This is a genomic window from Haladaptatus sp. W1, assembly GCF_001723155.1.
In the GTDB taxonomy this organism is placed as follows: Archaea; Halobacteriota; Halobacteria; order Halobacteriales; family Haladaptataceae; genus Haladaptatus; species Haladaptatus paucihalophilus.
Window position 1 is genome coordinate 1 of record NZ_MEIH01000044.1, and the last position, 26,635, is coordinate 26,635.

Annotated in this window: 29 protein-coding genes and 2 pseudogenes; 14 read left to right on the plus strand and 17 right to left on the minus strand. The window is 63.1% G+C overall.

What is annotated here, in order from left to right; all coding sequences use genetic code 11:
- Nucleotides 1-252 precede the first annotated feature (252 nt).
- Entirely contained in the window at nucleotides 253-825 is a 573-nt protein-coding gene (locus tag BG842_RS02570; RefSeq protein WP_007980099.1) for a cysteine hydrolase family protein, read from the plus strand.
- Between the two features lie 144 nt (nucleotides 826-969).
- Here the strand turns inward: BG842_RS02570 and BG842_RS02575 are convergent, their stop codons facing one another.
- Nucleotides 970-1,875 (minus strand): hypothetical protein, encoded by a 906-nt coding sequence (locus BG842_RS02575; RefSeq protein WP_069449569.1) that lies wholly within the window; start codon nucleotides 1,873-1,875, stop codon nucleotides 970-972.
- 53 nt (nucleotides 1,876-1,928) lie between these two features.
- Here BG842_RS02575 and BG842_RS02580 point away from each other — a divergent pair, with 53 nt between their 5' ends.
- The 5 genes from BG842_RS02580 to BG842_RS02595 are packed head-to-tail and all read left to right on the plus strand — an operon-like array spanning nucleotide 1,929 to nucleotide 5,475.
- Entirely contained in the window at nucleotides 1,929-2,618 is a 690-nt protein-coding gene (locus BG842_RS02580; protein WP_069449570.1) for a lipoate--protein ligase family protein, read from the plus strand.
- Nucleotides 2,619-2,645: 27 nt separating this feature from the next.
- Entirely contained in the window at nucleotides 2,646-3,917 is a 1,272-nt protein-coding gene (locus BG842_RS02585) for a dihydroorotase (protein ID WP_069449571.1), read from the plus strand.
- A 40-nt stretch (nucleotides 3,918-3,957) separates the two neighbouring features.
- Nucleotides 3,958-4,668 carry a sugar phosphate nucleotidyltransferase gene (locus BG842_RS02590; protein WP_069449572.1) on the plus strand — a complete coding sequence of 237 codons (711 nt, stop codon included), beginning with the start codon at nucleotides 3,958-3,960 and terminating at the stop codon, nucleotides 4,666-4,668.
- Nucleotides 4,640-4,849 (plus strand): hypothetical protein, encoded by a 210-nt coding sequence (locus BG842_RS30495; RefSeq protein WP_139135991.1) that lies wholly within the window; start codon nucleotides 4,640-4,642, stop codon nucleotides 4,847-4,849. Before BG842_RS02590 ends, BG842_RS30495 begins: the two co-directional genes overlap by 29 nt.
- A complete protein-coding gene (locus BG842_RS02595) occupies nucleotides 4,846-5,475 on the plus strand; it encodes a dienelactone hydrolase family protein (protein WP_069449573.1) in 630 nt (209 codons plus the stop codon). Before BG842_RS30495 ends, BG842_RS02595 begins: the two co-directional genes overlap by 4 nt.
- Nucleotides 5,476-5,508: 33 nt before the next feature.
- On the opposite strand, the gene BG842_RS02600 is transcribed toward BG842_RS02595, so the two are convergent.
- The 10 genes and pseudogenes from BG842_RS02600 to BG842_RS02640 form a co-directional block, all read right to left on the minus strand.
- Nucleotides 5,509-5,727 (minus strand): hypothetical protein, encoded by a 219-nt coding sequence (locus tag BG842_RS02600; RefSeq protein WP_254662849.1) that lies wholly within the window; start codon nucleotides 5,725-5,727, stop codon nucleotides 5,509-5,511.
- Nucleotides 5,728-5,767: 40 nt separating this feature from the next.
- On the minus strand, nucleotides 5,768-6,124 hold the full coding sequence (locus BG842_RS02605) for a hypothetical protein (RefSeq protein ID WP_069449575.1): 357 nt from the start codon (nucleotides 6,122-6,124) through the stop codon (nucleotides 5,768-5,770).
- Nucleotides 6,124-7,050: an ABC transporter permease gene (locus BG842_RS02610; protein ID WP_069449576.1), complete on the minus strand. Its 927-nt coding sequence runs from the start codon at nucleotides 7,048-7,050 to the stop codon at nucleotides 6,124-6,126. The genes BG842_RS02605 and BG842_RS02610 overlap by 1 nt, the downstream gene beginning before the upstream one ends.
- Nucleotides 7,047-8,060, minus strand: coding sequence for an ABC transporter permease (locus BG842_RS02615; RefSeq protein WP_007980116.1), 1,014 nt, complete (start codon nucleotides 8,058-8,060; stop codon nucleotides 7,047-7,049). The genes BG842_RS02610 and BG842_RS02615 overlap by 4 nt, the downstream gene beginning before the upstream one ends.
- Nucleotides 8,061-8,112: 52 nt before the next feature.
- Entirely contained in the window at nucleotides 8,113-9,813 is a 1,701-nt protein-coding gene (locus BG842_RS02620; protein ID WP_069449577.1) for an ABC transporter substrate-binding protein, read from the minus strand.
- Nucleotides 9,814-9,954: 141 nt separating this feature from the next.
- Nucleotides 9,955-11,624, minus strand: a pseudogene (locus tag BG842_RS02625) (ABC transporter substrate-binding protein).
- Between the two features lie 144 nt (nucleotides 11,625-11,768).
- Nucleotides 11,769-14,293: pseudogene (locus BG842_RS02630) on the minus strand (dipeptide ABC transporter ATP-binding protein).
- A gap of 79 nt (nucleotides 14,294-14,372) precedes the next feature.
- Entirely contained in the window at nucleotides 14,373-14,708 is a 336-nt protein-coding gene (locus BG842_RS32910; RefSeq protein ID WP_394327453.1) for a GNAT family N-acetyltransferase, read from the minus strand.
- The gene (locus BG842_RS32915; protein ID WP_394327452.1) at nucleotides 14,660-14,899 is read right to left on the minus strand and encodes a hypothetical protein; all 240 of its coding nucleotides are present in this window, start codon (nucleotides 14,897-14,899) and stop codon (nucleotides 14,660-14,662) included. Before BG842_RS32915 ends, BG842_RS32910 begins: the two co-directional genes overlap by 49 nt.
- The gene (locus BG842_RS02640; RefSeq protein WP_007980126.1) at nucleotides 14,896-15,264 is read right to left on the minus strand and encodes a universal stress protein; all 369 of its coding nucleotides are present in this window, start codon (nucleotides 15,262-15,264) and stop codon (nucleotides 14,896-14,898) included. The genes BG842_RS32915 and BG842_RS02640 overlap by 4 nt, the downstream gene beginning before the upstream one ends.
- Nucleotides 15,265-15,300: 36 nt before the next feature.
- Here BG842_RS02640 and BG842_RS02645 point away from each other — a divergent pair, with 36 nt between their 5' ends.
- Nucleotides 15,301-16,110: a DUF5806 family protein gene (locus BG842_RS02645; RefSeq protein WP_069449578.1), complete on the plus strand. Its 810-nt coding sequence runs from the start codon at nucleotides 15,301-15,303 to the stop codon at nucleotides 16,108-16,110.
- Nucleotides 16,111-16,112: 2 nt separating this feature from the next.
- Here the strand turns inward: BG842_RS02645 and BG842_RS02650 are convergent, their stop codons facing one another.
- Both BG842_RS02650 and BG842_RS02655 read right to left on the minus strand, forming a co-directional pair.
- Complete coding sequence (locus BG842_RS02650; protein WP_069449579.1) at nucleotides 16,113-16,643, minus strand: hypothetical protein; 531 nt, start codon at nucleotides 16,641-16,643, stop codon at nucleotides 16,113-16,115.
- A 92-nt stretch (nucleotides 16,644-16,735) separates the two neighbouring features.
- A complete protein-coding gene (locus BG842_RS02655) occupies nucleotides 16,736-17,191 on the minus strand; it encodes a universal stress protein (protein WP_069449580.1) in 456 nt (151 codons plus the stop codon).
- A gap of 335 nt (nucleotides 17,192-17,526) precedes the next feature.
- On the opposite strand from BG842_RS02655, the gene BG842_RS02660 reads away from it, so the two are divergent.
- The 5 genes from BG842_RS02660 to BG842_RS02680 all read left to right on the plus strand — a co-directional run bounded on the left by BG842_RS02660 (nucleotide 17,527) and on the right by BG842_RS02680 (nucleotide 21,886).
- A complete protein-coding gene (locus BG842_RS02660; protein ID WP_069449581.1) occupies nucleotides 17,527-17,961 on the plus strand; it encodes a universal stress protein in 435 nt (144 codons plus the stop codon).
- Nucleotides 17,962-17,997: 36 nt separating this feature from the next.
- A complete protein-coding gene (locus tag BG842_RS02665; protein ID WP_069449582.1) occupies nucleotides 17,998-18,909 on the plus strand; it encodes an ABC transporter ATP-binding protein in 912 nt (303 codons plus the stop codon).
- Nucleotides 18,906-19,700 (plus strand): ABC transporter permease subunit, encoded by a 795-nt coding sequence (locus tag BG842_RS02670; RefSeq protein ID WP_069449583.1) that lies wholly within the window; start codon nucleotides 18,906-18,908, stop codon nucleotides 19,698-19,700. The genes BG842_RS02665 and BG842_RS02670 overlap by 4 nt, the downstream gene beginning before the upstream one ends.
- A 189-nt stretch (nucleotides 19,701-19,889) precedes the next feature.
- A complete protein-coding gene (locus BG842_RS02675) occupies nucleotides 19,890-20,651 on the plus strand; it encodes a succinylglutamate desuccinylase/aspartoacylase family protein (protein WP_069449584.1) in 762 nt (253 codons plus the stop codon).
- Nucleotides 20,652-20,746: 95 nt separating this feature from the next.
- Nucleotides 20,747-21,886: a DHH family phosphoesterase gene (locus tag BG842_RS02680; RefSeq protein ID WP_069449585.1), complete on the plus strand. Its 1,140-nt coding sequence runs from the start codon at nucleotides 20,747-20,749 to the stop codon at nucleotides 21,884-21,886.
- A gap of 27 nt (nucleotides 21,887-21,913) precedes the next feature.
- On the opposite strand, the gene BG842_RS02685 is transcribed toward BG842_RS02680, so the two are convergent.
- Complete coding sequence (locus BG842_RS02685) at nucleotides 21,914-22,939, minus strand: phosphotransferase family protein (RefSeq protein WP_069449586.1); 1,026 nt, start codon at nucleotides 22,937-22,939, stop codon at nucleotides 21,914-21,916.
- 115 nt (nucleotides 22,940-23,054) lie between these two features.
- On the opposite strand from BG842_RS02685, the gene BG842_RS02690 reads away from it, so the two are divergent.
- The gene (locus BG842_RS02690) at nucleotides 23,055-23,846 is read left to right on the plus strand and encodes a BtpA/SgcQ family protein (protein WP_069449587.1); all 792 of its coding nucleotides are present in this window, start codon (nucleotides 23,055-23,057) and stop codon (nucleotides 23,844-23,846) included.
- Nucleotides 23,847-23,898: 52 nt separating this feature from the next.
- The gene (locus BG842_RS02695) at nucleotides 23,899-24,441 is read left to right on the plus strand and encodes a metalloprotease family protein (RefSeq protein WP_069449588.1); all 543 of its coding nucleotides are present in this window, start codon (nucleotides 23,899-23,901) and stop codon (nucleotides 24,439-24,441) included.
- Nucleotides 24,442-24,528: 87 nt separating this feature from the next.
- Here BG842_RS02695 and BG842_RS02700 read toward each other — a convergent pair whose 3' ends face one another.
- The 3 genes from BG842_RS02700 to BG842_RS02710 form a co-directional block, all read right to left on the minus strand.
- Complete coding sequence (locus tag BG842_RS02700; RefSeq protein WP_069449589.1) at nucleotides 24,529-25,449, minus strand: carbohydrate kinase family protein; 921 nt, start codon at nucleotides 25,447-25,449, stop codon at nucleotides 24,529-24,531.
- Nucleotides 25,450-25,486: 37 nt separating this feature from the next.
- A complete protein-coding gene (locus BG842_RS02705) occupies nucleotides 25,487-25,750 on the minus strand; it encodes a hypothetical protein (RefSeq protein ID WP_007980152.1) in 264 nt (87 codons plus the stop codon).
- Between the two features lie 49 nt (nucleotides 25,751-25,799).
- Nucleotides 25,800-26,635, minus strand: an 836-nt coding sequence (locus BG842_RS02710) for a HAMP domain-containing sensor histidine kinase (RefSeq protein ID WP_139135992.1), incomplete at its 5' end; no start/stop codon positions are given.

Sequence of the window (26,635 nt, forward strand, 5' to 3'; positions counted from 1 at the left end):
ACCTCGGTACTGGGACCTTGAGTCGTTTGGGTTACGTTCGGGCCGCTCGTCTGCGTGCTCGTACTCGTTCCGGGGGCTTGCGAACAGCCAGCGAGGACGAGCATGAGAGCGACCGCCGCTACGGTAATCGTTCGCATTATCGTGCGTGTAAACTAGGGCTACTATGTAAAAAAGCTCTTGAAAAAGAAACGAAATAAATCGGCCACCCCGGCGGACGAAACCGTTTCGTAAAAACCGACCGTAGTGTCGAACATGAACGTCGATTCCGATTCGACCGCCGTCGTCGTCGTCGATATGCAAAACGGGTTCTGTGACCCCGACGGGAGTCTGTACGCACCGGCCAGCGAGGACGTCATCGAACCGATTCAGGAACTCCTCCAGCGTTCCCGCGAGGCGGGGGCGTCGGTCGTCTTCACCCGCGACGTGCACACGCGGGAACAGTTCGAGGACAACCACTACTACGACGAGTTCGACCGTTGGGGCGAGCACGTCATGGAGGGGTCGTGGGAAGCCGACATCGTGGACGATTTCGACGTCCGCGAGGACGACCACGTGGTGACGAAGTACACCTACGACGCCTTCTACCAGACCGACCTCGAAGGGTATCTGAACGCTCACGACATCCACGACCTGCTCATTTGCGGAACGTTGGCGAACGTCTGCGTGCTCCACACCGCCGGAAGCGCCGGACTGCGCGACTTCAAACCGATGCTCGTGGAGGACGCCATCGGCTACATCGAGGAAGACCACCGCGACTACGCCCTCGAACACGCGGCGTGGCTGTTCGGCGAGGGCGTCGAATTGGACGACATCGAATTCGAATGAGAAAACGGCAATCGACAGAGAAGGCCACGAAGTACCCCAAGCGGCGAAGGTTTTTAAACGAGGACGCGGCCAGAACCGCCACGATGACCGATACCGGAGACTGAAATCGGAGTACCGAACCAGTGCGGAGAAAGACAAGCGACCTCAGTGGACGCTCACGGAAATCGAGTCACCGACCGAGAAATCGTGTCCCGGGTAGACGAGTTTCGCGCCGAACTGCTCCAGCGAGACGAACAGCGAGAGTCCGGTAATCGGCTCCCCGTTCGCGCGGATGTCCACGTCGTCCCACGTCACGGTGCGGCCGTTCACCTGCCCGACGCGCGCACCGAGAAGCGAAACGGGGGTCGGTTCGCCGCCTCGTGAGTCCGACGCTCGAAGCGCCCCACCGTCTCGCGGCGATGCCGTTCGACGTTCCGGTGTGCGGAGCACCCCGCCACCCTCGTAGTGTGGAAGGCCACCGTCCAGCACCACCGCCTCGCCACCCTCACCGACAACGGCCTCGATACCCGCGAACCCTTCGCCGGGCGCGGGATGGGTCGGCGAGTCGAGGACGACGAACGTCTCACCCGTCTCGACGACGCGCCCAGAACCGTCCCACGCGATGGGTTCGATTTCGACTGGAACGTCGAGCGGGAGCGACCCCGACGCACGAACCGGGTTCGTTCCGTGCTCCCGAAAGCCGAGGTGGATGTGGTTTGCGACCCACGGCGCGAAAAAGCCAGAGCGGACCAATTCACCCAGCGAGTCGCCGACTTCGACCGTCTCGCCGGGGTCGACGGTCGGGGCGACGTGCAGCATCCGGGCGAGATAGTCGCCGGTATCGACCACGATGAGGTGGTCGTGCGCGACGGCGTAGGGTTTCGACGGGGCCGTCACCGTCCGGGTTTCGACCACCTCACCGGCGACGGGACTCGGCGCGAGCGGCGTCCGTGGCTCCTCGTTGTCGGGATACAGGTCGATGGCACAACCGTCGTCGTGTGCGACGTACGGCGAGTTGTAGACCGAAAAGCGAGGATAGCTCGACAACACGTCCGTGGTAAGCCCGACCATGGATGGAGTTACGACCGGGAGCGTTTACATACATCGGGTCACAATGGAATACTATGCGCGTGCTTCGTGGTCGGGCGGAGACTCGGGACGATGACCGACAGGTCACTGCCGCGATGCTCACGGAGACGGCGGAAACGGGCGAGGCGGCGGTTCGCGTTTGGACGCCACATCGACAGATAGCGTTCGGGCGGCGGGACGCCCGCGCCGAGAAGTACGACGTGGCGAAATCGGTCGCCCGTTCGTGTGACTTCGAACCGCTCGAACGAAGCGTCGGGGGGCGTGCGGTCGCCTACACCGGAACCACGGTGGCGTTCGCCACGACGGTCCCGCTGGAGGACATGCGAACCGGGATGGAGGAACGCTACGCGGAGACGACGGAGACGCTCCAGCGTGCGTTCTGGCGACTCGGGGTCCCGGCACAGCGCGGGGAACCGTCACAGTCGTTCTGTCCGGGGGATTATTCGCTCCAGTGGAAGGGGAAAATCGCGGGTATCGCACAGCGGGTCCGAACCGGCGCGGCGCTCGTTTCGGGGGTCGTCGTCGTGGACGACCACGAGGAAATCGCCGCGGTCTTGGACCCCATCTACGCCGCGCTCGACGTGCCGTTCAACCCGGATTCCGTCGGGAGTGTCGCAAAGGCCGGGGGGAACGGCGATCCGAAAGAGGTCGCCGAAACCATCGAGGCGATGTTGGTCGGCGACGCGGACGCGACGGTCGAACACGTTGGCGACCGGGACACTTAGGACGGTTGCCGGAACAGTGGCGAGTATATGCTCACCATCCGGAACGCGACGCTTCCCGACGGCAGCAAGCGCGACGTTCGCATCGAAACCGACGCGGGGAGAATTTCGGCTATCGGATCCTCGCTAACGGAGTCCGGCGAGGTCGTCGATGCGACGGGAAAACTGCTGTTGCCCGGTGCTATCGACGCACACGTTCACTTCCGCCAGCCCGGCTTTTCGCACAAGGAGACGTGGGAGACGGGAAGCAAGAGCGCCGCCGCGGGCGGCGTGACGACGGTCGTTGACCAACCGAACACTAACCCGCCGACGGTGGATGGACCGTCGTTCGACGAGAAGGCGGAACTCGCGGCGGAGTCGTACGTCGATTACGGTATCAACGGCGGCGTCACGCCCGACTGGAACCCCGACGAGCTGCTCGACGAGCCGATTCTCGCGCTCGGCGAGGTGTTTCTGGCCGACTCGACGGGGAAGATGGGCATCGAAACGGGCCTGTTCCGGTCGGCGGTCGAACGGGCCACGGACAAGTATCTCGTCGTGACGGTGCACGCGGAGAACGCAGACCTGTTCGATTCGAACGCGAAGTCCCGCGATGACGCAGACGCGTGGAGCGCCTACCGCACGGCCGAGGCGGAGTCGGATGCCGTCGAACGGGCCTGTAAAATCGGCACCGAACTCGGCGCGCGACTGCACATCGCACACACCAGCACGCCGGAGGGAATCGACGCGGCGACCGAGGCGGGTGCGACCTGCGAAGTGACGCCCCATCACATGTTCCTCTCGCGCGACGACCTCGACGAACTTGGGACGTTCGGGCGCATGAACCCGCCGCTTCGGAGCGAGGAACGGCGCGAGGAAGTCTTCGCGCGCGTAGCGGACGGGACGGTCGATATGATTGCGACCGACCACGCACCGCACACCCGCGAGGAGAAGGACGCCGGAATCTGGGACGCCCCGAGCGGAGTACCGGGCGTCGAGACGATTCTTCCCCTGTTGTTGGAGGAGGCCCGCAAGGACAATCTCAGCTACGAGCGCGTCGCCGACCTCACCGCCCGAACCCCATCGAAGGTGTTCGGCCTGCCGCGGAAGGGTCGCATCGAGGAGGGACGGATGGCCGACCTCGTTCTCGTGGACCCCGACGCGACGCGCAAGATTCGGGCGGAAGACCTCCACACGAAGTGCGACTGGACGCCGTTCGAAGGCTGGACGGGCGTGTTCCCGGAGATGACGATGGTCCGCGGCAACGTCGTCTTCGAGGACGGCGAGTTCGGCGAGCAAATCGGGGAAAACGTCCGAGCGTAGGTCCCCGTAAAATTATCAGGCGTGCTGCGGTAGCGACCGTATGCAAGCAGTCGTCCTCGCCGCCGGAAAGGGAACCCGTCTTCGTCCGCTGACCGACGACAAGCCGAAAGCGTTGGTCGAAGTCGCGGGAAAGCCGATTCTCACGCGCTGTTTCGAAACCGTGGCCGAACTGAACGCGGAGGAAGTGATCGTCGTCATCGGCTACGAAGGAGCACAGATTCGGGACCGGTACGGGGACTCGTTTTCGGGCATCCCGATAACGTACGCCCGGCAGGGCGAGCAGTTGGGGATGGCACACGCGCTGTTGCAGGCCGAACCGTACGTCGAGGGGGAGTTCATGTGTCTCGACGGGGATTGTGTGATTCGGTGTGACCTCGAACCACTGGTCGAACGCCAGCGGGAGGCGGGCGTGGATGGGGTTCAGTTGGTCGAGCGGGTCTCGACCGAGGAGGATCGCGTGAAAGCCATTTGCGATGTGACCGACGAAGGGGAACTACGGGGTATCGAAAAGGAACCAAACGAACCGCCAGAACCGAGCCTCGTCGCCGCGGGATTCGCCGTGTACGGTCCGGCGATGTTCGACGCGTGTGCGGCGACGGAGCTGTCGGTTCGCGGCGAGTACGAACTCGCGGAGTCGATTCGACGATTCGTCGCCGACAACACGATGCTGACGATGCGAACCGAGGGCTGGACGGCGAACGTCAATACACCGGCGGAGCGGGATGCGGCGGAACGACGGCTTCAGGAGTGAGTGGGAACTCGGTGGAAACTCGAAGAGTGGAGTGGAGTGGAGTGGAGTGGAGTGGAGTGGAGTGGAGTGGAGTGGAGTGGAGTGGAGTGGAGTGGAGTGGAGTGGAGTGGAGTGGAGTGGAGTGGAGTGGGACGGGCCGTCACGATTAGGCATCGACGCGTCGATAGAGGATACGATATGACGGGGGAAGATACGGTCGAGATTCCGGTCGATTCGGTTCGACTGGAGGGGAATCTCCACGTCCCGAGCGACGCGGACGGAATCGTGCTGTTCGCACACGGAAGCGGGAGCAGTCGGAAGAGTCCGCGAAACAACTTCGTCGCGGAGCGGCTCCACGAGTTCGGTCTCGGGACGCTCCTGTTCGACCTGCTCACGGAAGCGGAGGACGAGACGTACGCGAACCGATTCGACATCGAACTGTTGACCGACCGCCTCGTCGCGGTGACGGAGTGGGTGGAACAGCGACCGGAGACGGAAGAACGCGGCGTCGGCTACTTTGGGTCGAGTACCGGGGCCGCCGCCGCGCTTCGTGGGGCGGCGCGTCGTCCGGAGGTAGGTGCGACCGTTTCACGCGGCGGCCGGGTTGACCTCGCGACGGAGGTACTCGCGGACGTGACGGCACCGACGTTATTCATCGTCGGCGGCCGGGACACGCAAGTGCTCGAACTGAACCGCGAGGCGTACGACCGATTGCGCTGTGAGAAAGAACTCGAAGTCGTCCCGGGTGCGGGTCACCTGTTCGAAGAACCGGGGACGTTGGAATCGGTTGCGACGCTCGCGGGCGAATGGTTCTCCTCGCACCTGTGACGGGTCGAACCGACCCGGTGAAACGGCGTCGTGTCAGAGAAGGAAGAATGGAATGAGGACGAGCAATAGCCCGAGCAGGACGCAAAGCAACCCGTAGGCTTGATACCGAGCGACGCCGAACTCGCCGAGTTCACCGGTCGATGCGACGGCGACCGATTGTCTGATAAGAAATATTTCTCGCGGTTTCGCCGTCACGAGAACACCGATACCGGCGAAGATGATGCCCACAAGTAACGATTCGAAAACCACCATATGAGCCATAAGAGTGATAGGTCGGCATAACATTTACGGCTCAGTATGCCGCACGTAAGACGAGCGTCATAACGGTCACGCCGACCATGCCGCCAGCGCCGAGACTGCCGATGACCGTCATCGCTTTTCGAGAGTCCGCCTCGGTCCACCCCGTGTTCGAATCGAGGTACTTCTGTACGTTTTCGACCGCGCTCCCCGCGAATACCGACCCCGACCAGCCGAGGATGGCGAAGCCGAACGCGAGCGCCGTGACGGCGAAGACCTTCCGACTGGCGAACGAAACCGTCTCGCCAGCGGCGACGACGAGCAAAACGCCCGTGCCGCCCAGCGCGAATCCGACACCGCCGAACCGGGAGACGAGACGAACGCGGGGACGGAGATACCCGACGAAATCCATCAGTCCACGGCTTCGCGCATCCGCGGGTCAAGCGCGTCGCGCATCCCGTCACCGAGCAGGTTGAATCCAAGCACCGTCACGGCGAGGAACAGACCGGGGAAGAACGACCACCACCACGCGCTCGGAACGCTGAACAGGCCGTGTTTGACGCCGTTCGAGAGCATCAGTCCCCACGAAGGGGTTCCCGGGTCGGCACCGAAGCCGAGGAACGACAGCGCCGCGAGGTCGAGGATGGCGAGGCCGAAGTTGAGCGTGCTCTGAACCGTAATCGGCGCGAGACAGTTCGGCAGGACGTGGCGGGCCAGCACGCGCGGATTCTTCGCACCCAGCGCCACCGTCGCGTCGATGTACTCGTCTTCGAGGACTTTCAGCGCCGCGCCGCGGACGACGCGGGCGAACCGCGGCGTGTAGACGAGCGTCAGCGCGGCGACCGCGCGCCACAGCCCCCACTCGTCGGGGAAGACGGCGACCAGCGCGAGCGAAAGCAGGAGCGCCGGGAACGCCAACAACACGTCCATCGTCCGCATGATGACGTTATCCGTCAGGTCGCCGTAGTAGGCCGCGATGATGCCGAGACCGACCCCGAGCGTCGTCGAGGCCGCGACCGTCACCGTTCCGAACAGCATGGCGTACCACGCGCCGTAGAGAACGCGGGGGAAGATGTTCTGTGCCTGCAGATTGGTCCCGAAGGGGTACGCCCCGCTCGGCGCGGCGAGACTCGGCTGGAGGCCGATTCGAGACTGTTTGATGGCCGCGAGGTCGATGGTCAGTCTCGCGTACACCGCCACCACAATCATGAAGAGGATGATGGTGAGACCGGTGACCGCGAGGCGATTCGACAGGAGTTCGGAGAGGAACGGCGAGGCCCGCAGGCGACTGAAGAACCCGCGGGAGACCGTTTCGCTGTTTTCTGTTTGCGTGCTCATTGTTGGATCCTCGGGTCGAGATAGGAGTAGGTGATGTCCACGAACAGGTTGACGAGCGTGAACAGGAGCGCGAACGTCAACACGGTGCCCTGTACCACCGGGAAGTCACCGACTTCGATGGCGTCCACGAGCATCGTCCCGATGCCCGGAATGCCGAAGACGGTTTCCGTCAGCACCGCGCCGCCGAGCAGGGTACCGAACTGGATGCCGATGACGGTCACGACGGGAATCAGCGCGTTGCGGAAGCCATGTTTCAGCATCGTGATTTTCGTTCCCTGTCCCTTCGCGCGTGCGGTGCGGATGTAGTCCTGCCGCACGACTTCGAGCATGGACGACCGCATCATCCGCGAGATGAGCGCCATCGAGTAGATGCCGATAACGAGCGCGGGCAGGAACAGGTGCATCACCGCCGACTGGAACGCCGCGAAGTTGCCGTTCAACAGCGTATCGACCGTGATGAGTCCCGTCACGAGGTTGATGCTGTACTCCGAGGCGATGCGACCGCTCGGCGGGAACAGGTGGAGATACTGGGCGAACAGGAGAATGAGCAGCGGTCCGCTCCAGTAAATCGGGATGCTGATTCCGGTCAGTGCGCCGATTCGGGTGAGGTGGTCGGTCGCGGAGTCCTGCTTGATGGCGGAAATCACGCCGAGCGGGATGCCGAACAGGATACCGAAAATCTGCCCGTACAGCGCCATCTCGACGGTGACGGGGAGTCTGTGCGTGAGAATCTGCGTGACCGGCACGCCTTTTCGAATCTGGTAGGACTGTCCGAGGTCGAGGTGGAGCGCGTTCCACAGGAAATCCCCGTACTGGACCCAGATCGGTTGGTCCAATCCCATCTCGTGGCGAACCTGCTGGACGAACGCTTCCGAGGCCCGCTGGCCCGCGACCACCCGTGCGGGGTCGCCCGGTGAGAGTTGGAGAATGGCGAAAACGAACGTCGCCACCCCGAACAGCACGGGAATAAGTAGCAACAGTCGTTTGATAACGAACCGCTTGGATATCATCTACCCCAATCTCAAACGTCGGGGGTCAAAAAAGGCTCGTTACCGTGGTTTATCAGTTGAGCTTCACCAAGCGCAGGTACGGGCCGCTGATGGGCGCGAGTTTGAAGCCGCTGACGCTGTTGTGGACGCCGCGGAGGTCCTTCGCGTGGTCCATGAACACCCACGGGGCCTCGTCGTGTGCGATCTTCCCGGCCTTCTTGTACTTCTTCTTGCGCGCCTCGTTGTCGTAGGTCACTTGCGCGTCCTCGACGAGCTTCATGAAGTCGGTGTTCGCCCAACCAGCGACGTTGAGCGTGTTGAAGCCGTCCGTGTCGAAGCTGATCCAATCCTGTCCGTCCGGCACGTCGTCGATGGAGACGCCGGGGTGGAGCAGCGCGTAGTGGAAGTTGTCCGGGTCGGCGTTGTCCGTCATCCAGCCGAGGAAACACGCGTCGTGCTTCCCGGTTTCCGTGTAGTTGAGGAACGGGTCGAACGCCTGCTGGTTGATGGTCACGTCGATGCCGACCTCTTTCAGGTTGGACTTGACCGTCTGGGCCGCCTGAATCGGGCTCGGGTTGTACGTCCGCGGGTTCTTGAACGTCGCCAACTCGAACGAGAAGCCGTCGCCGTAGCCCGCTTGCTTGAGCAGTTTCTTCGCCTTCTCCGGGTTGTGCTCGTACGGACTGAGGCTGTCGTTGTAGCCCATCACGCTGCTCGGAATCGGCTGGTTGGCCTCCTTGGCGATGCCCTTGAAGATGGTATCGACGATGGCTTTCGTGTTGATGGCGTGGCTGATGGCCTGCCGGACCTTCTTTTTCTGGAAGGCTTCGACCTTCGCCATGTTGAACGCCATGTAACCGATGTTGATACCGGCGTCCGAGACGAGTTCCGCGTTGCCGGATTTCTTGACCTGCTGTGAGGACTGCGCACCGAGTCCGTCGATGACCTGTGCGTCGCCCGAGTCGAGCGTCTGGGCGCGCGAGGTGTTGTTACCGACGACGGTGAACACGACCTCGTCCACGTAGGGTCCGTCGCCCCAGTAGTCCTCGTTCTTTTCGAGGCGGACGCGGTTGTTGCTCTGGTCCCAGTTCTTGAGTTTGAACGGACCGGTTCCGACGGGGTCGGATTTGAGCTTCTTGCCCTTCGACTCGATGGCTTTCTTCGAGTGAACCGCGGAGACGAACATCGCGAGGTTCGGGAGGATGGGCGCGTACTTCTTCTCCAAGTTGATTTTGAGTTTGTGGTCGCCGTCCGCTTTGACGTCCTTGACGACGCCGAGCGTGTACGGACCGTAAGAGGATGCGTACTTCTTGCCGGGGTAGTACTCGTAATCCTCATCCACGAAGCGGCGGTAGGTCGCCACGAAGTCGTCCGCGGTGAAGTCCTCGCCGCTGTGGAATTTCACGTTCTTGCGGAGGTCGAGCGTGACCGTCTTGCCGTCCACGTTCCAGTTCGTCGCGAGGCCCTCGGTGAGCGAGGTCTTGCCCGGTTTGAACGCGATGAGGGTGTCGTAGAGCTGGTTCGTCACCTTTGCGACTTCGCCGCTGGTCGAGTTCTGGAAGTCGAGGGACCCCGAACTGCTACCGCGGGCGTAGGTGAGCGTACCGCCCGAACCACCGTTGCCGTCGCCGGTTCCGTCGTCGGTTCCGTCATCGGTTCCGTTGTCGTCGCCCGTCTCGCCGCCGATACAACCCGCGAGTGTCGCTGCCGCGGCCGCGCCGCCAGCAGCTTTGAGGAAACTACGTCTGTCAGTCAATCTGTCGCGTGACGCCATACGCCAGTGTGGTCATATGTTCTATATAAACATACCGGAGCTATAGTATCCAATGAACGAATGAAAGAAACGATGATATTGTGCCGTCCTTCGTATCTATTACGTGAAATTGTATTGAATGTCTGGTGATTCGGGCGGTTTTTACTGTCCTTGCAGCGAAACGAGGTTCAAGAACGGGCCGGAGATGAGTTCGACGACGTAGCCGTCGACGTTGTTTCCGACCCCACGGAGTTCCTTCGCGTGGTCCATGAACACCCACGGAGCCTCGTCGTGCGCGAGCTTTCCGGCCTGCCGGTACAGCTTCGCGCGCTGGTTGTCGTCGTACGTTCGCTGGGCGCGCCGGACGAGTTTCATGAAGTCGGTGTTCGCCCACGCCGCCACGTCGAGCGTGTTGAAGTTCTTCGTGTCGAAGCTCACCCAATCCTGCCCGTTCGGGACCTTGTTCACCGGGATACCGGGGTCCAACAGCGCGTAATAGAAGTTGTCCGGGTCGGCGTTGTCCGTCATCCAGCCGAGGAAACACGCGTCGTGTTTGCCGCTCTCGGTGTAGTTGAGGAACGGGTTGAACGACTGTTGGTTGATGGTCACGTCGATGCCGACGTCGTTCAGGTTGGACTTGACGACTTGCGCGGCCTGAATCGGACTCGGGTTGTACGCGCGCGGATTTTTGAACGTCGCCAACTCGAACGAGAAGCCGTCCCCGTATCCGGCGTTGTTCAGCATCGAGCGCGCCTTGTCAGGGTTGTAGGGGTACGGATTCAGGCTCTTGTTGTAGCCGAGGACGTTCGACGGAATCGGTTGGCTGGCCTGTTCCGCGATACCCTTGAAGATGGTATCGACGATGGCCTTCGTGTTGATGGCGTAGCTGATGGCCTGTCGAACCCGCTTGTCGCGGAACGCCTCCACATTCGCCATGTTGAACGCCATGTAGCCGACGTTGATTCCCTCCTTCTCCCTGAGGCTGGCGTTGTTCGACTGTCGGACGATTTGTGCCGACTGTGCGCCGAGTCCGTCGATGATGTCGGCGTCACCCGAGTCGAGCGTCTGGGCGCGCGTCGTGTTCGACGCGATGGCCGTGAACACGACCTGATCGACGTTCGGACCGTCGCCCCAGTAGTCGTCGTACGCCGACAACCGAATCCGTTGGTTGCTCTTGTCCCAATTGTCGAACTGGAACGGTCCCGTCCCGACCGGGTTGCTGCTCAACTTCTTGCCGAGGTTCTGGATGGCCTTCTCGGAGAGGATGCTCGACGCGAACATCGCCAGATTTCGCAGGAACGGCGCGTACTTCTGCTTGAGTTCGATGGTCAGGTTGTAGTCGCCGTTCTTTTTCATGTTCTTCACCCAGTTGCCGAGCGTGAACGGCCCGTAGGACGAGACGTAACTGTCGCCCGGATAGTACTGATAGCTCGAATCGGTGAAGCGGCGGTACGTCGCTATCACATCGTCCGCCGTGAACGTCTCGCCGTTCTGGAACTTTACCCCTCCCGGAGTTTCAGCGTCGTCGTCGTCCCCTTTAAATTCCAGTTCGTCGCGAGTCCCTTCGTCAGACTCGTCTCGCCGGGTTTGAACTGGATGAGCGTATCGTACACTTGATTCGTGACCTTCACGTCCTCGCCGCTGGTCGTGTTTTGCGGGTCGAGGGTCCCCGAATCGCTGCCACGCGCGTAGGTCAACAATCCACCTTGCTGATTGCCCTGTACCGTCGCCGAACCCACCCCCGAAACCGAGTCAACGAACGTCGCGGCGGCGGTCGCGCCACCGGCCGCTTTCAGAAAGCTCCGTCTCGAAACCGTGTCGTTTGGTGACATCCCCCAAAAACGTCAACGATAATAGTGATAGTTCTGCCGGACGGGACCACGGTTACCGACGATTGGAACAAGGAGCGAACGTGTCAAATCGAGAATGTCGAACGGCGACGGGGAACAGAACTACTGCGGCGATGGGAAACGAAACTACTCGGGTTGGTCGTAGAGATGGCAGGCCGAGGGGTGGGTGGTGTCCTGGAGTACCGGACTTTTTCGTTCGCAGATGCTCGTGAAGTGGTCCGCGAGGAGCGACTCTGCCGCCTCCCAGTTCTCGTCGGCGAGGTAGTCGAACGACTGGGAAACGACGTCGCGCGGTTCGCCGGTCGGTTCCGTCTCGAACAGTCGGTCCCAGAGTACGGCGTGGAACGAATTATCCGCCGGTTGTCTGGTCGCCTGCCCACTGCCAGTCGGAGCGCCGGAGTCCACGTCCGACGAGGGACGGGCGTCCGTCGGCTTCTCACCGCCATCCGTGGCGGCCCGTGCCGACCGGCCTCCGTCCGCCGCCTGTTCGTGAATCGATTCGAGGTTGATGGCGCGGTTTTCGACGCGTTCGCGGTAGTTCATCACCTCACGATACGCCTGCTGGTCGATGTCCATTCCCTCCGGCGGGATTATCTGCGGACACCGCGTTCGGAAGTGACACCCGCTGGGCGGGTCGATGGGCGACGGCACGTCGCCCTTGAGGATGACCCGGTCGTCCGTGTCCGCCCGCGGGTCCGGTTCGGGAATCGCGGAGAGCAGAGCTTGCGTGTAGGGTGTTTCGGGTCCGCGAACAGTTCGTCGGTGTCCGCCACCTCCACGATTTCGCCGAGATACATCACCGCGATGCGGTCGGAGATGTGCCGAACGACCGAGAGGTCGTGGGCGATGAACAGGAACGTCAGACCGAACTCCTCCTGCAGGTCTTCGAGGAGGTTGATAATCTGGGCCTGCACGGACACGTCCAGCGCCGAGACCGGTTCGTCGGCGACGATGAAGTCGGGGTCCACCGCGAGCGCGCGGGCGATGCCGACGCGCTGGCGCTGGCCGCCCGAGATTTCGTGCGGATACCGGTCGCGCTGGCTGGGGTCGAGACCGACGTTCTCCATCAGTTCGTTCACGCGCTCGTGTCGTTTTCCTTCGGAGAGGCCGTGAATCGAGAGCGGTTCGGCGATGATCTGCCCGATGGACATCCGCGGGTCGAGGCTGGACAGCGGGTCCTGGAATATCATCTGCATGTCCTTTCTCGCCTCGCGCATCTCGTCGCTGTCCAACCCGCCGAGGTCGGTTCCGGCGAAGACGACCCGTCCGTCGGTCAGCGTTTCGAGGCGGAGGAGCGACCGACCGGCGGTGGATTTGCCACACCCGGATTCGCCGACCAGTCCTACCGTCTCGCCTTCGTAGATGTCGAACGAGATACCATCGACGGCTTTCACGCTGTCGTCGCCGTCGGACAGCCACTTGTCGAGGAAGTCGTCCGCGCGCGAGTAGTGTTTCTTCAGGCTGTCCACCGTGACGAGCGTGTCTCCCACCTCGTGTTCGCCTGTCGTAACGCTCTCCTGTTCCTCGACGTATTCGGTCCCGTCGAACGATTCGAGGACGCACTTCGCTCGGTGGTCCACGTCGTCCGGGCCGTGTTGCAGGTTCGGAATCTCGCCCTGCGTACACTCCGGTTGCGCCCACGGACACCGGTCGGCGAAGTGGCACCCGTCGGGCATGTCGATGAGGTCCGGGACGTTCCCCTCGATGGGGGTCAGACGCTCCTTGTCCTCGCGGGGGATGGATTCGAGGAGGGCGTACGTGTAGGGGTGGCTCGGGTTGTGGAAGATTTCGTCCACCGGCCCGACCTCCACCAAATCGCCCGCGTACATCACCGCAACGCGGTCGCACGTCTCGGCGACGACGCCGAGGTCGTGGGTGATCATGAAGACGGACATGCCCAACTCGTCCTGCAGGTCGTTAATGAGGTCGAGAATCTGGGCCTGAATCGTCACGTCGAGCGCCGTCGTCGGCTCGTCCGCGATGAGCAGTTTCGGCTTGCAGGCGAGCGCGATGGCGATGAGCACGCGCTGACGCATCCCGCCCGAGAACTCGTGCGGGTACTCCTCGACGCGGGATTCGGGTTCCGGAATCCCGACCTCTTCGAGGATGTCGATGGTGTCTTCGAGGAGTTCGCCGTCGATGTCGTCCCCGCTGATTTTCGGGGCGATTTCCCGCACCGCGTTCCACCAGCTATCCTTCCGCTTGCCGCCGTACTGGTGCAGTTGCAGGCTCTCTGCGACTTGCTCGCCCACGGTCAGCGCCGGGTTGAGCGAGGTCATGGGGTCCTGGAAAATCATCCCCATCTCGCTGCCGCGGATGTCCCGCATGACGGATTCGGGTGCCGACATGATGTCGACGTACCCCTCGTCGGGGAAGACGTACTCCCCGACGCCGCTCGGATACTTGTCTGCGAACGTCTCGGCGACCTCCTCGTGTTGGAAACGAATGTCGCCGGAGGCGACCTCGCCCGGTTCGTCGATGAGTTGCATCGCCGAGAGCGCGGTCACAGATTTCCCGGACCCGGATTCGCCGACGAGTCCGATGGTCTCTCCCTCTCGGATGTTCAGGTCGAAGTCGTCCACCGCCTTGACAGTCCCTCGTTCCGTGTGGAACTGCGTTTTCAGATTCGAGATGGACAGTAGATCGGTCACGATTACGCGGCAATGGTAGTCGCGTGAGGAAAAGCCGTTCGGTTGAGTGTAGCATACGACACGCGAACGAAAAGAACCGTTACAGTCGGAGAACCATCTCCAACTCGAAGCTCTCGGCGTCCGCGGTCTCGAACCCGACGTTCCGGTAGAGGTTGACGGCGGCGCGGTTCCATCGCTCCACCGTCAGCCACACTTTGTCGATGTCCTGCGCTCGCCCGTAGCCGAGGAGCGTGCGGATGAGGTGCGAACCGATACCCGCGCGCTGGTAATCCTGATGGACGAAGATGGCTAGTTCGTACGACGAGTTACCGTCGGGGACGAGGGTCGCGTGGCCCGCAACGTCGTCGTCGTTCCACGCGATGACGTTCAGGCCGTCCCCCCGGTCAGGGTTTCCACCCAGTCGCGCACCCGGTATTCCGTGGCCGGTGGAATTCCCTGTGCGCGGTCGGCCGGGTCGAAATCGACGTACATCGAGACGAGCGGTTCCGTGTCGCCCTCCTCGAAGGGCCGGATTTCGATGTCGCGTCCCTCGCGGTCGGTGAACGTCTGCGGCGGCTCCGGGAAGGGGCCAGCGGGGTCGTCGGGGAAGCGTCGGTCGTCGTTCATCGTACCAATTTCACCGAAACGTGGGAGTTCAGCAGGACGAACTCGGCGATGTGGCCCAGTCGAATCTTCCCCATGGGACTGCGCTGGCCGCCGCCGAGGACTATCTGGTCGAAACCCTCGCTCTCCGCGATGTCGAGCAGGCGACTTCCGGGGTCTCCCGAAACGTCCCGAACGGACGCCTCCAGCTCGGAATCGTCCAGCACCGCGTTTGCTTTCTCGCGGATTTCGTCCTTCGAGCGGTCGCTCTGTGGGTTGTCGAGGATGGCGACCGTCAGTTCATCGCCGGCCGCGACCGCGCGCGATACCGTCCGTTCGAGCGCGGTGAGGGAGTCGTCGCTCCCGCCGATTCCCAATAAGACCTTCATACTACCTCCATTTCCGCCGGGTATCAAAACAGTTGGGTGCGATACGCTTTTGCACCCCGCTCGGTAACGACGGGATATGTCGAACGACCCCTCCCGCCCGCACCGGAGGCCGAAGACGAATACGGAGACGAAGAGCAGCCCCGCGAGACGAACGAAGGGGTTTCACAGCAGTTGGCCGACGAAGCGGCGACGGATGCGGCCGGTGCCGACGAAACGGCGACCGCTGCGGCCGATACCGACGAAGGACCGACGGACGCCGCCAGCGAACCGGCGGACGACGGCGCGACGGGAGAGGACGGGACGGGTTCGACCCCGGACATCCCGCCGGAGGTGCAGAAGTACGCGCGGTTCAAGAAGATGGATGGGGCGGAGTACGACCGAGTCAACGAGTTCCTCCGCGACCGAACCTACATCACCGCCCGCGAGTGGGCCATCGCGCGCCTCTGTGCCGACTTCCGAACCGAAACCGGCGTGGAGATGACCAAAATCGGGAACAACCTTCCCTACTTGGTCCCGTTCATGACCGACACGTACACCCCGCAGGCGGTGAATCAAGCGCGGTCGGCGTTCGAGGAGAAGATACGGAAAGCGGGAGCGACGTTCCTCTACGGCGCGATGTCCGGCTTCTTCACCGCCGAGGAGTTGGACGACGTGATGTACGAGGTGACAGAGGTGGCGAAGTTCCTGCTCGAAGTCGAGGGCGTGGACCTCGCGGTGGCGGAGGAACTCGCCGCCGAGGACAAGATTTCGAGCGTCATGCGCGAAGTCCGCGAATCCAGCGAGGAGTTGCGTCACGACGAGATGGAGTGCCCACACTGCGGGCACGAAATCGGCGGCGAAAAGTAGAGTTACTCGTCGGTTCCTTCGGCGGAGTCTGCGTCTTCGGTCTCTGGTTCTTCGGGCGGTTGGAACAGCGAGGGGTCGTCGTGGGTGAACCGGATGCGGTCCTCGCTCAGCGTTCGGACGAACGAGTACATCTTTCCCGCGTCCATCGCGTCGGCCAGCATCTCCTCTGCGCCCTGCACGTCGTAGTACACCGGGTAGAGAACCGCCGTTTCGTCCTCGCGGTCCTCCATGACGATGACGGCGAAGACGAGTCCGTCGGCGAGCGCGCGGTAGGCTTCGAAGGCGTCGAACGAGACGCCGCCGTCCATCAGTTCCTCCAGCGCCTCGAACTCGTTGTCGGGGACGAGAACGTCCAGTCCGAACTCGCCGTCCTCCTCGCTCCAGAGCGGCGTGACGTCGCCGGGGTGGAGTTCCATGGTTTCCCACCCGTCGTCGTCGTACTCCGCCGTCGTCGCTTCCATATCCGCGATGACGGACTCCCAATGTGGCATCGCCCGTGAGTGCGCCGTGGCGTTCGGCGTCGAACCGTCCATATACCGATGGGGGGGTTTTTCGCGTAAAAACGTTGTGTCATCGCGGTTCACGGGAAGAGAAGGACGAATGCTCGAACCCAACGGGGCGAAAATCAGATCGAAAGGACGGGTTGGCTGGCGTAGAGGAGCACGTACTCCGCGGCTTTCTCCAACACCTCGCCGGGTTCGCCCGAGAGCGGTTCCCGCGGGATGACGATGAAGTCGGCGTCTATCTCGTCGGCGCAGTCGAGGACGGCGCTTCCCGGATGTTGGAGCTTTCGCCGCGTCGAGAACCCGTAGGCGATGGAACTGCGGAGTTCGATGTCCGACTCCGCCGCGACCGCGCGGGCGCTGTCGATGAACGACTCGGTTTCGTCGATGATGTCGTCCTCCTCGATAGCGCCCGTTTCGATGGCTCGGGATACCTCTTCGCCGAAGACGTAGAGGGCGTGAACGGCGGCGTCGTACCGCTCCGCGATGGAAACCGCGTACTCGATGGCCCGCACCGATTCGTCGCTTCCGTCCACCGGAACGAGTACCGTATTCACTTCGACTGGCGACTCGGTCATACCCGTTGCTGCGCGTAGACGAGGCAAAAACCTTCTCCCGTGGCGGCCGCTCGCCGTCGGTGTCGTTTTCGACTGCGGCGGATTCCGCTTCGACTGCGGCGGGATCCTTTGCGACTACCACGGGGTCGTCTTCGACTACCGTGGGGGAACCGTACGGACGTCGCTGCGGCGTAGAATAGAGTCCATGAACAAACCGCAATCGGATGGGATTGCGGTTTGAGTGCAACCTTGCCCCGTCGGGCGTCCTGATAACACGCACCATGCACCTTAGCAGTTTGGATTGACGCAATTTAGCCACTCAGTCTTTAAGAACGATGAGGGAGGATGGAAAAACGATGATAGATACCGTCGTCATCGCCACCGATGGTTCCGAGAGCGTCGAACGAGCAGTGACGGTCGCGCTCGACCTCGCGCGCCGATTCGACGCCGCCGTTCACGCCCTCTACGTCGTGGATGCGGGCGAGGTCGAGTCCTCTCCCGAAACGCTCCGCGAGGAGTTCCAGGACGCGCTCGAATCGCAAGGCGAGAAGGCGCTCGAATCGGTCCGTGAACGCAACGGTGAAAGCGTCACTACAGCAGTCAGGGAGGGTGACCCGGCCGCCGAAATCGGGGAGTACGCCCGCGAACACGACGCGGACATGGTTGCCACGGGGACGCGGGGACGACACGGCGAAAACAGATTCCTCATCGGGAGCGTCGCGGAGCGCGTCGTTCGGACCTGTCCGACGCCCGTGCTGACGGTTCGGCAACTCGACCCCAGCGAAGCGTGATAAAAGCATATATCAGGTGATTACGATGTTCGCGGCATGACCGCCATCGAATTGACCGACGTTTCCAAGCGTTTCGGGAACGTCGTCGCCCTCCGCAACCTGAACCTCCAAATCAAAGAGGGGGAAGTGTTCGGTTTCCTCGGACCCAACGGCGCGGGGAAATCGACCACCATCGACATGATTCTCGATTACGTGCGACCGACGAGCGGGAGCGTCACCGTGTTCGGCCACGACGCCCAGCGTGACACCCGCCGCGTCCACGAGCGAATCGGCGTCCTCCCCGACGCGTACCACGCCTACGACCACCTCAGCGCGCGCCAGCATCTCGAATTCGTCATCGAAACCCGCGGCGTGGACGACGACCCGATGCGAATCCTCCAGCGGGTCGGCATCCCGGAAGCGGCCGACCGACGGGTCGAGGGGTTCTCGAAGGGGATGGCCCAGCGACTCATCCTCGGCATGGCGCTCGTCGGCGACCCGGACCTGCTCATCCTCGACGAACCGACGACCGGCCTCGACCCGAACGGCGCGCTGGCGATGCGCGAAATCATCCGGGAGGAGCGCGACCGCGGGACGACCGTGTTCTTCTCCAGTCACATCTTAGAGCAGGTCGAAGCCGTCTGTGACCGCGTTGGAATCCTCGACGCCGGGGAGTTGGTCACGGTGGATTCCATCGACGGACTCCGCCGAACGGTCGGGAGCGGTGCCTCGCTGACCGTCGAGGTGGACCGCCTCTCGTCGGGGACGCTCGACCGGGTGCGCGCCGTCGAGGGTGTCGGTCACGTCTCGGCCGACGGGACGACGCTCGTGGTGGCCTGTACCGACCGGGCGAAAAAGCGCGCCCTCGACGCCATCGAGTCGGCGGGCGACACCGTTCTGGACTTCGACACCGAGGAGGCGTCGCTCGAAGAACTGTTCACGACGTACACGACGGAGGTTCCGGCATGAACTGGCGCGTCATGGCGAAAAAGGACTTCCTCGACGCCCATCGGAAGTGGTCGCTCGGGACCGCGGCCGTCGGGTTCGTTCTCTTCCTCGCCGTGCCGATGTATCTCGGAATGAGCCATGCACGGAACCCCGGCACGGTGGACTTCTTCGGACAGATGGGAATACTGGTCTTCTTCGCGCCGCTGGCGGGGTTGATGATGAGTTACGGCGCGATAGCCGCGGAGCGCGAACTCGGGAGCCTGAAACTCCTGCTCGCGCTTCCGTACACCCGCCGGGACGTAATCGCGGGCAAAGCGGTCGGACGGGCCGCGGTGGTCGGAACGGCCACGTTCGTCGGCGTGTTCGCCGCGACGGTGATATTCCTCGCATTCGGCGGGTCGCTGCCGGTCGTGGAGTACGTCGCGTTCCTCGTCCTCGTGTTCCTGCTCACGGCGGCGTACACGAGTTCGGCGGTCTGTCTCTCCGCCGCCTCGCCGACGAGCAATCGGGCGATGGCGACGAGCGTCGGTTTCTTCCTGCTGACGTTTCTCGGTTGGTCGTCGGTTCCGCTCGTGATTCGGTACGTCCTCAACGGGTTTTCGAGTCCGAGGGGCGCACCGCCCGCGTGGGCGAACGTCATCGACAGCCTCAGTCCCGTCAAGGCCTACTCGACCGGGATGGACACGTTGGTGCACGGAAACGCCGGGAGCACGTTCTACCACACCGGATGGTTCGCCTTCCTCGTCCTCGTCGCGTGGGCCGTGATTCCGGTGGTGCTCGGCTACCGGCGGTTCAGTTCGGTGGACATCTGAGTCCCTCGGTCGAGGGGACGATTCCAGTCGCGCTGGAAATCTGTTGTCTGTTTGTATTAATATATATTTTTTCGTTAGAAACCCATAATAACAGTCGATGTGTCATGTCATTTTGATATGGTTGACAGCCAGAGTTCAAAATCGAAACGAGTAGTGTCTACCGGTGGCAGTTCGCGGAGAGGATTTCTCTTGAAGTCGGGGAGCGTTCTCGCGGCGGCGACGGCGGCGTCCGGAATCGGTGCGGCGGCGACGGAAGAGCGGTCGTCCTATCGGATTCGACGGGGGACGGAGGACGAAACGGAGGTGTACATCACGAACTCCGGAGAACCCGGACCGACGGCCGTCGTCGTCGGCGGCATCCACGGAAACGAGGAGGCCGGGTACCGCGCCGCGGATGCGATCACGTCGTGGTCGATAGACAAGGGGAAACTCATCGTGATTCCGCGCGCGAATCCGGTCGCCATCGAGCGGGGAACGTACTCGAACGACGACGGGAACCTGAATTGGAAGTTCCCCTCGGACCACGAACCGACGTCGGCGCTCGCTCGCACACTGTGGGAGACTATCGACTACCACGACCCGAAGACGGTGTTGACGCTCCACAGTTCGAAGGGGATTTACCGCGAGGCCGAAGGGCCGGACGGTGATGGACAGGCCGTCTATCCGACGCTCGCGGAGGGTGCGGACCGCGACGCGACGAAAACCGCGGCGTACATGAACCGATATCACCTCTCAGACTCGCTCCCGGAGTATTACGAGTTCAAGATGGGGGAGGTCCTCGACGGGTCGAAGCCGGTGTTGATGCACAAAGTCAGTGCGGACATGGGAATTCCGGGCTACCTCCTCGATACGACGCGGTACGGGACGGACCTCCACACGCGGGTCAACTGGACTCTGAACATGGTTCGTCACCTCCTCCGCCGAAACGGAATCGACCGGACGTACGAGTAGCCGACCCGAAAACGGTTGAGCATCCGACCGGTCGGACGACTAACTATCGGGACCCATAACCGGGAACTCTTTGCGTCGGGGGTCGGAGTGGGAGTATGAAAGATTGGGTCATCGACGACGAGAACCTCTCGCTCGAACGGAAATCCCTTCTCCCGGGCGAGGGCTTTTTCTTTCCAGATTCGCTCGAAGCACAACAAGAAGAACAGGAAGCGAAGGAAGAACTGACGGGAGCGGAGCGGGCGGTCGTCGCCGACCCGGACGCCGACGGGTTGGCCGCGACGGCACTCGTCCGCGAGGCGTACGGCGAGACGGCGCTCATCGACGCGGGACCGCACGACCTCGCGGACGCGCTCGAACGGGTCGTCGCGTACAGCGAACCCGGCGCGACCGTGTTCATCTGTGACCTCTGTCCCGACGCCTACGAACCGGTCTCACGGGAACTCGAAACGCTGGTCGAGGAGGCGGACGAAGTGTTCTGGTTCGACCACCACCAGTGGGACGACGCGGTGGCCGACGCGATTCGAGCCCTCGGCATCGAACTCGTCATCGGCGAATCGGACGAGGAGTGCACTGCCGACGTGGTTGCCCGGTCGCTCGACTACGACTTCCCGGACTACCTCGTCGAACTCGCGGAAGTCACGCGGGACCACGACCTGTGGCTCCGGAACGACCCGCGGAGCGACGACCTCGCGGACTACTCCTACTGGGCGGAACCCGAGGAGTACATGGAGGTCATCCAGGCGCACGGCGCGGACCTCCCGGAAGACGTCGAGGAGTTCCTCGCGGAACGGCGCGTCGAGAAGGAGGCGCTCATCGAGCGGGCGGTCGAGCGCGCCGATATGAAACAGATCGGCGACTGGACGGTGGGCGTCACCTACGGTCGCTGTTCGCAGAACGAAGTCGCCGAAGCGATGCGCGAGCGAGGCGCGGACGCCTCGGTCGTCGTCAAACCCGCCGGGAGTGCGAGCATCCGCGGGACCGACGAGTTCGAGCGCTGTCACGAGGTCGCACGGCAGGTCAACGGCGGCGGCCACCCGAAGGCGGCGGGGTGCAAGCCGAGTATCTACGACGACATGCTCGATTACGCTCACCACTGGACGACACAGGGTGCGGTGACGAAACGAGTGATTCTGGAGGCGTTCTGGAACCTGAAACACGCAGACGACGAGGCGGCGGAAGAGTTCGAAGCGGGCGAGACGGACGAAGAGAGCGAGATGGACGAAGCGGACGAATAAACGTTCGGCGGAAGAGTCGAACCGCGTTCAGGGAAGCAACGACAGCGCGAGTTCTTTCTGCCGCGTCGCGTCTTTTTTGGGGTCGTCGCTTCCGCGATACCACAGGTCGAACCACGCGAGCGCGGACAGTTGCGCGACGAAGCGATAGGCTCGCTGTCGCCGACGAAACGCGTCATCGCGGGTCAGTTCATTGGTCTCCGCATAGCCATCCAACAGCGCGTCGTGGACGATTGCCCGGCGGTCGTCGTCGAGCGGACGCCGACCGCACAGGTAGTGCTCCGTCGTCGCGAGGTCGAACTCGTGGTGGCCGGTGAACTGGTTTCCCCAATCGAGGACCGTCCGAACGGCACCCGTCTCCGAATCGACGAGGAGGTTCCCGAAGCGGTAGTCGTCGTGGAGGAGCACCGACTCGGGAGTCTCGGGAACGGCTTCGAGATGGCTATCCAGACCGGCGCGCAGGTCGTCGGTCAGGTCCGCGAATCGTTCCGACTCCTCGATACGCGAGAGGTTCGCCTCGGCGTAGGAACGAACCCGTGCGGGCCAGTCGGGTTCGAGGTCGGCGAGCGAGAGGTCGCCCACGCTCGGTTCGGCGTCGGCGTCCATCCCCGCCCGAAGCCATCCGTAGCCGTCGAACGTGGCGGCGGCGTGAAGTTCGCCGAGGTGCCGCCCGGCGTCGCGCGCGGTACGGGAGAGGGCATCGTCGGTCAGCGACGTCGGGCCGGAAACCGCCTCGCCGGATGCCCGTTCCATCAGGAAGAAGGGTGCGGACAGGTCGTCGTGCTCGTCGACGTACCCGAGGACGTTCGGTACCGGAATCCCCGTTCGACGATTCACGAAGTCGAGGATTCTAGGTTCTACCCGAAACGACGGCGGGTCCACGAACGAGCGGGATTTCAACACGCAACTCCGGTCCCCGTTCGGCATCTCGACGGTGACGAAGAACACGTCGTCGGTCCCCTCGTCGGCCGGTATCACGTCCGTGACCGACCGTTCTCCGAGTATTTCCTGCACCAATCGCGACACGCGCTCGGTCTGCAGAGTCGTATCCGTCATAGCTTCGACCGTCGGTGACTCGCGGCCACGGCGGTAGAAACCTTGTGGTGTCGAGTCGCCAACAGCAGGCCGACCGACTCGGTTCGTTTAATCCGGGGCGCGACGAGGCCCCGGTATGAGCATTTTCGAGACTGACGACGCAATCGTCGGCATGGTTCACCTGTCCGCTCTTCCGGGGTCACCCGGTTTCGACGGGAACTTCGACGCCCTCCGGACCCGCGCGCTCACCGACGCTCACGCGCTCGAATCCGGCGGCGTGGACGCCATCATGGTGGAGAACTTCGGCGACTCGCCGTTCTACCCCGAGGACGTGCCGAAACACGTCGTCGCCTCGATGACCCGCGTCGTGACCGAACTCCGGCAGGCCGTTGACTGCCCAATCGGCGTGAACGTCCTCCGGAACGACGCCGAGGCGGCCCTCTCGATTGCGACGGCCGCCGACGCCCAGTTCGTCCGCGTGAACGTCCACACCGGCGCGCGCCTGACCGACCAAGGCGTCGTCGAGGGGCGAGCGTACGAGACGCTCCGCCTCCGCGACGAACTCGACTCCGACGTGAAGATTCTCGCCGACGTGGACGTGAAACACTCCGCGCCGCTGGCCGACCGGCCCGTGACCGAACTGGTAGACGAAACCCTCGGCCGCGGCCGCGCGGACGGTGTGGTTGTGAGCGGCGTCAGAACGGGCCACGAAGTCGATACCGACATGCTGGAGTCGGTCGTTTCCTGCCGGGACGAACTCGGGTCGGACGCGCCGGTCCTCCTCGGGAGCGGCACGACGGCCGAGAACGTGCGCGACCTCCTCGACATTGCGGACGGCGCAATCGTCGGTACCGCGCTGAAGGAGGGCGGAGAGACGACGAACCGCGTGGACGAATCGAAGGTGGAAAAACTGGTTTCACGGCTGTAGAGGCGTACTGTCCACCAGAATACATATATAAAATGTGAGTTTACGTGGGTGTATGTTGTTTATACCGGGATTTCTCATCAGCCTCGTAACGTTTCCAGGGGTGATGATACACGAGTACGCCCACAAAAAATCGTGCGACCGGCGAAACGTTAGCGTTCTCGATGTCTGTTACTTTCGACTGGGCAACCCAGCAGGTTACGTTCGCCATGAAAAGCCGAAGCGATACAGCGATGCGTTCGTCATCAGTTTCGCGCCGTTCGCGGTCAACACCGTGGTAGCACTGCTGGCATTTCTATCGGCGTTTGGCGTCCTGTGGGCGGGGAAGACCGTACAGGTACTCAAACTCGTCGGCTACGTCGTCCTGTGGATTGGATTCAGTGCGGGGATGCACGCGATTCCAAGCAACGCGGATGCGACCAACGTTTGGCGACACGCAAAGGAAGAATGGCGAACGTCGGTGTTCGCGCTCCTCGGATTCCCCATCGTTGTGCTGTTGTACGTCGCCAATCTGCTCAAATTCTTCTGGATAGATGCGATTTATGCGCTCGCTTTGCTCGTTCTCACCATCTTTGCCATCGGTGCAACGATGCCGTGAGAAAGTACACCGAGACCATCCCAGTAGCGAGTTGAACGGCGTGACAGGGACGGTCGTGGAGATGAAAAGCGACTGTAACGCGAGTCGTTACCGAAACGTCGCCACTTCTCGCTCCGTCGGGAATCCGCCTCTCGCACCCTCCGCACCGCAGTTGAGCGCCGCCACGGCGGCCGCGAACTCACCCGCCTCCTCCGCGCTCCGCTCGCCGAGGAGCCACCGGTGAATCAGTCCGGCGGTGTGGGCGTCGCCCGCGCCGGTCGTGTCGGCGACGGGCACGTCGAAGGCCGGAATCTCGGTGACGCCGGAGTCGTCGAACAGGAGTGCGCCGTCCCGTCCTCGGGTGACTGCGCCGCGCTCGACGCCGCGGGCGCGGAACTCCTCGACCGCTTCGTGGGGGCCGACGCCGAGGTACGAGCGGACCGGCACCTCGCTCGTGACGAGCAGGTCGAAGACGGAAAGCGCCTCGTCCAGCGTCTCGCGGGTCGTACCGCGGCCGTCGAGTTCCGAGAGTGGCCCGGCGAGGTCGAAGGCGAGGGGCGGCAGGGCGTCGTTTCGGCGCGCGGCGACGAGGCGTGAAACGGCCTCGTCGGGTGCGTAGGCGGTGGTGAAAACGACCCGCGCTCCGCGAAGATACTCGATGTCGGCGGCGGTCAATCGGAGGGCGGGAACCGAATCACCGCCCGCGATTATCATGCGCTCGCCGTCGGGGTCGCGGAGAATGAGACAGTGCGAGGAGTCCTCGTCGCCGCGGCGGACCCGGGTCGCGTCGATGCCGCGATTTTCGAGGTCGGTTTCGACGAACGAACCGTCCTCGTCGTCGCCGACGCGCGCGACGACGCCGGTTTCGCGTCCGAGTCGCGTGAGGGCGGTGGCGACGTTAGCCGCGACCCCACCGGCGGACCGTGATTCGTCGCGGACGAACGCCCCGCCGTCGGGTTCCGGGAGGTTCGACAGCGAGTACACGTGGTCCACCAGCGCGCTCCCGACCGTCACGGCGTCGAATGCCATTGTCGGGTGGTTGCGGCGGGGCGGGAAGTCGGTTGCGCTACGGCCTGCGGAACACGTAGGTTAGCCCCGCCCGTTCGATTCGAATCACGCCCGCGTCGTGGTCGAAGACGACCGAATCGGCCCGTCCGTCGAACTCGTGGAGCGGCATTCCGGCCGTCACGTGGCCGTCCCGCGCGACGGTGAACCGGGCGACGCCCATCCGCGCGACGAGTTTCGGCCCGTGGTCGTCCACGTCCGGTGCGAACCGGCGAAGGTTGGTTTCGATTTCCCCCCAATCCGCGATGGGCACACGCTCTTCCATACCCGAAAATCGCTCGGGACGGGCAAAGCGATGTCGGCGAGGATATAAGTCACGACGCGTCCGGACGCTCGACGCCGGTGAACGAAAACCGAGCGCCACCGGCGTCGCTCTCGTCGATGGAAAGGGACCAGCCGTGCGAATCGGCTATCTGCTGCACGATGCTCAACCCGAGACCGGTCCCCGCCTCTTCGGTCGAGTAGCCGGACTGTAACACCTGTTTTCGGTGTTCGTCCGGGATTCCGTGACCGTCGTCGGCGACGTAAAAGCCGTCGCACGTCGAGCCGACGCGGACGGTAACGTCGTCGCCGCCGTGTTCGACCGCGTTCCGAAACAGGTTCGCGAACAGTTCCGTCAGGCGGTCGCGGTCGGCGAGGAGTCGTCCGTCGGCGGGGCCGGTATCGACGGTCGCGGACTCGCTTTCGATGCCGTCCCACACGTCGGCGGCGAACTCGTCGAGGACGACCGTTTCGAGCTTCAGCGTCTTTTGCCCCTCGCGGGCGATTTCGAGGAGGTCGGAGATGATGGCCTCGATTCGGTCCGCGGCCCGCTCGATTTCGTCGAAGTGCTCCGATTCGCCCGTTTTTCGGGCGAGGTCGAGATATCCGTAGACGATGCTCAACGGGCCGCGAAGGTCGTGTGAAACTTGACTCGCGAACTCGTCGAGACGCTCGTTCTCCCTTACGAGCGCCTTTTCGCGCTCCTTCCGTTCGGTAACGTCCCGAACCGCACACACGTACTCGTCGTCCGGGGCGGCGGAAATCGTGAGCGTCAGCGCGAGCGTGCGTCCGTCCTTTCGTTCGCCCGTGATTTCACCGCTCCACTCCCCGGCGGCATCGACCGTCGAGACGACCTCCGACGAGAGGGTGGCCACGGCGTCGTCCGTGA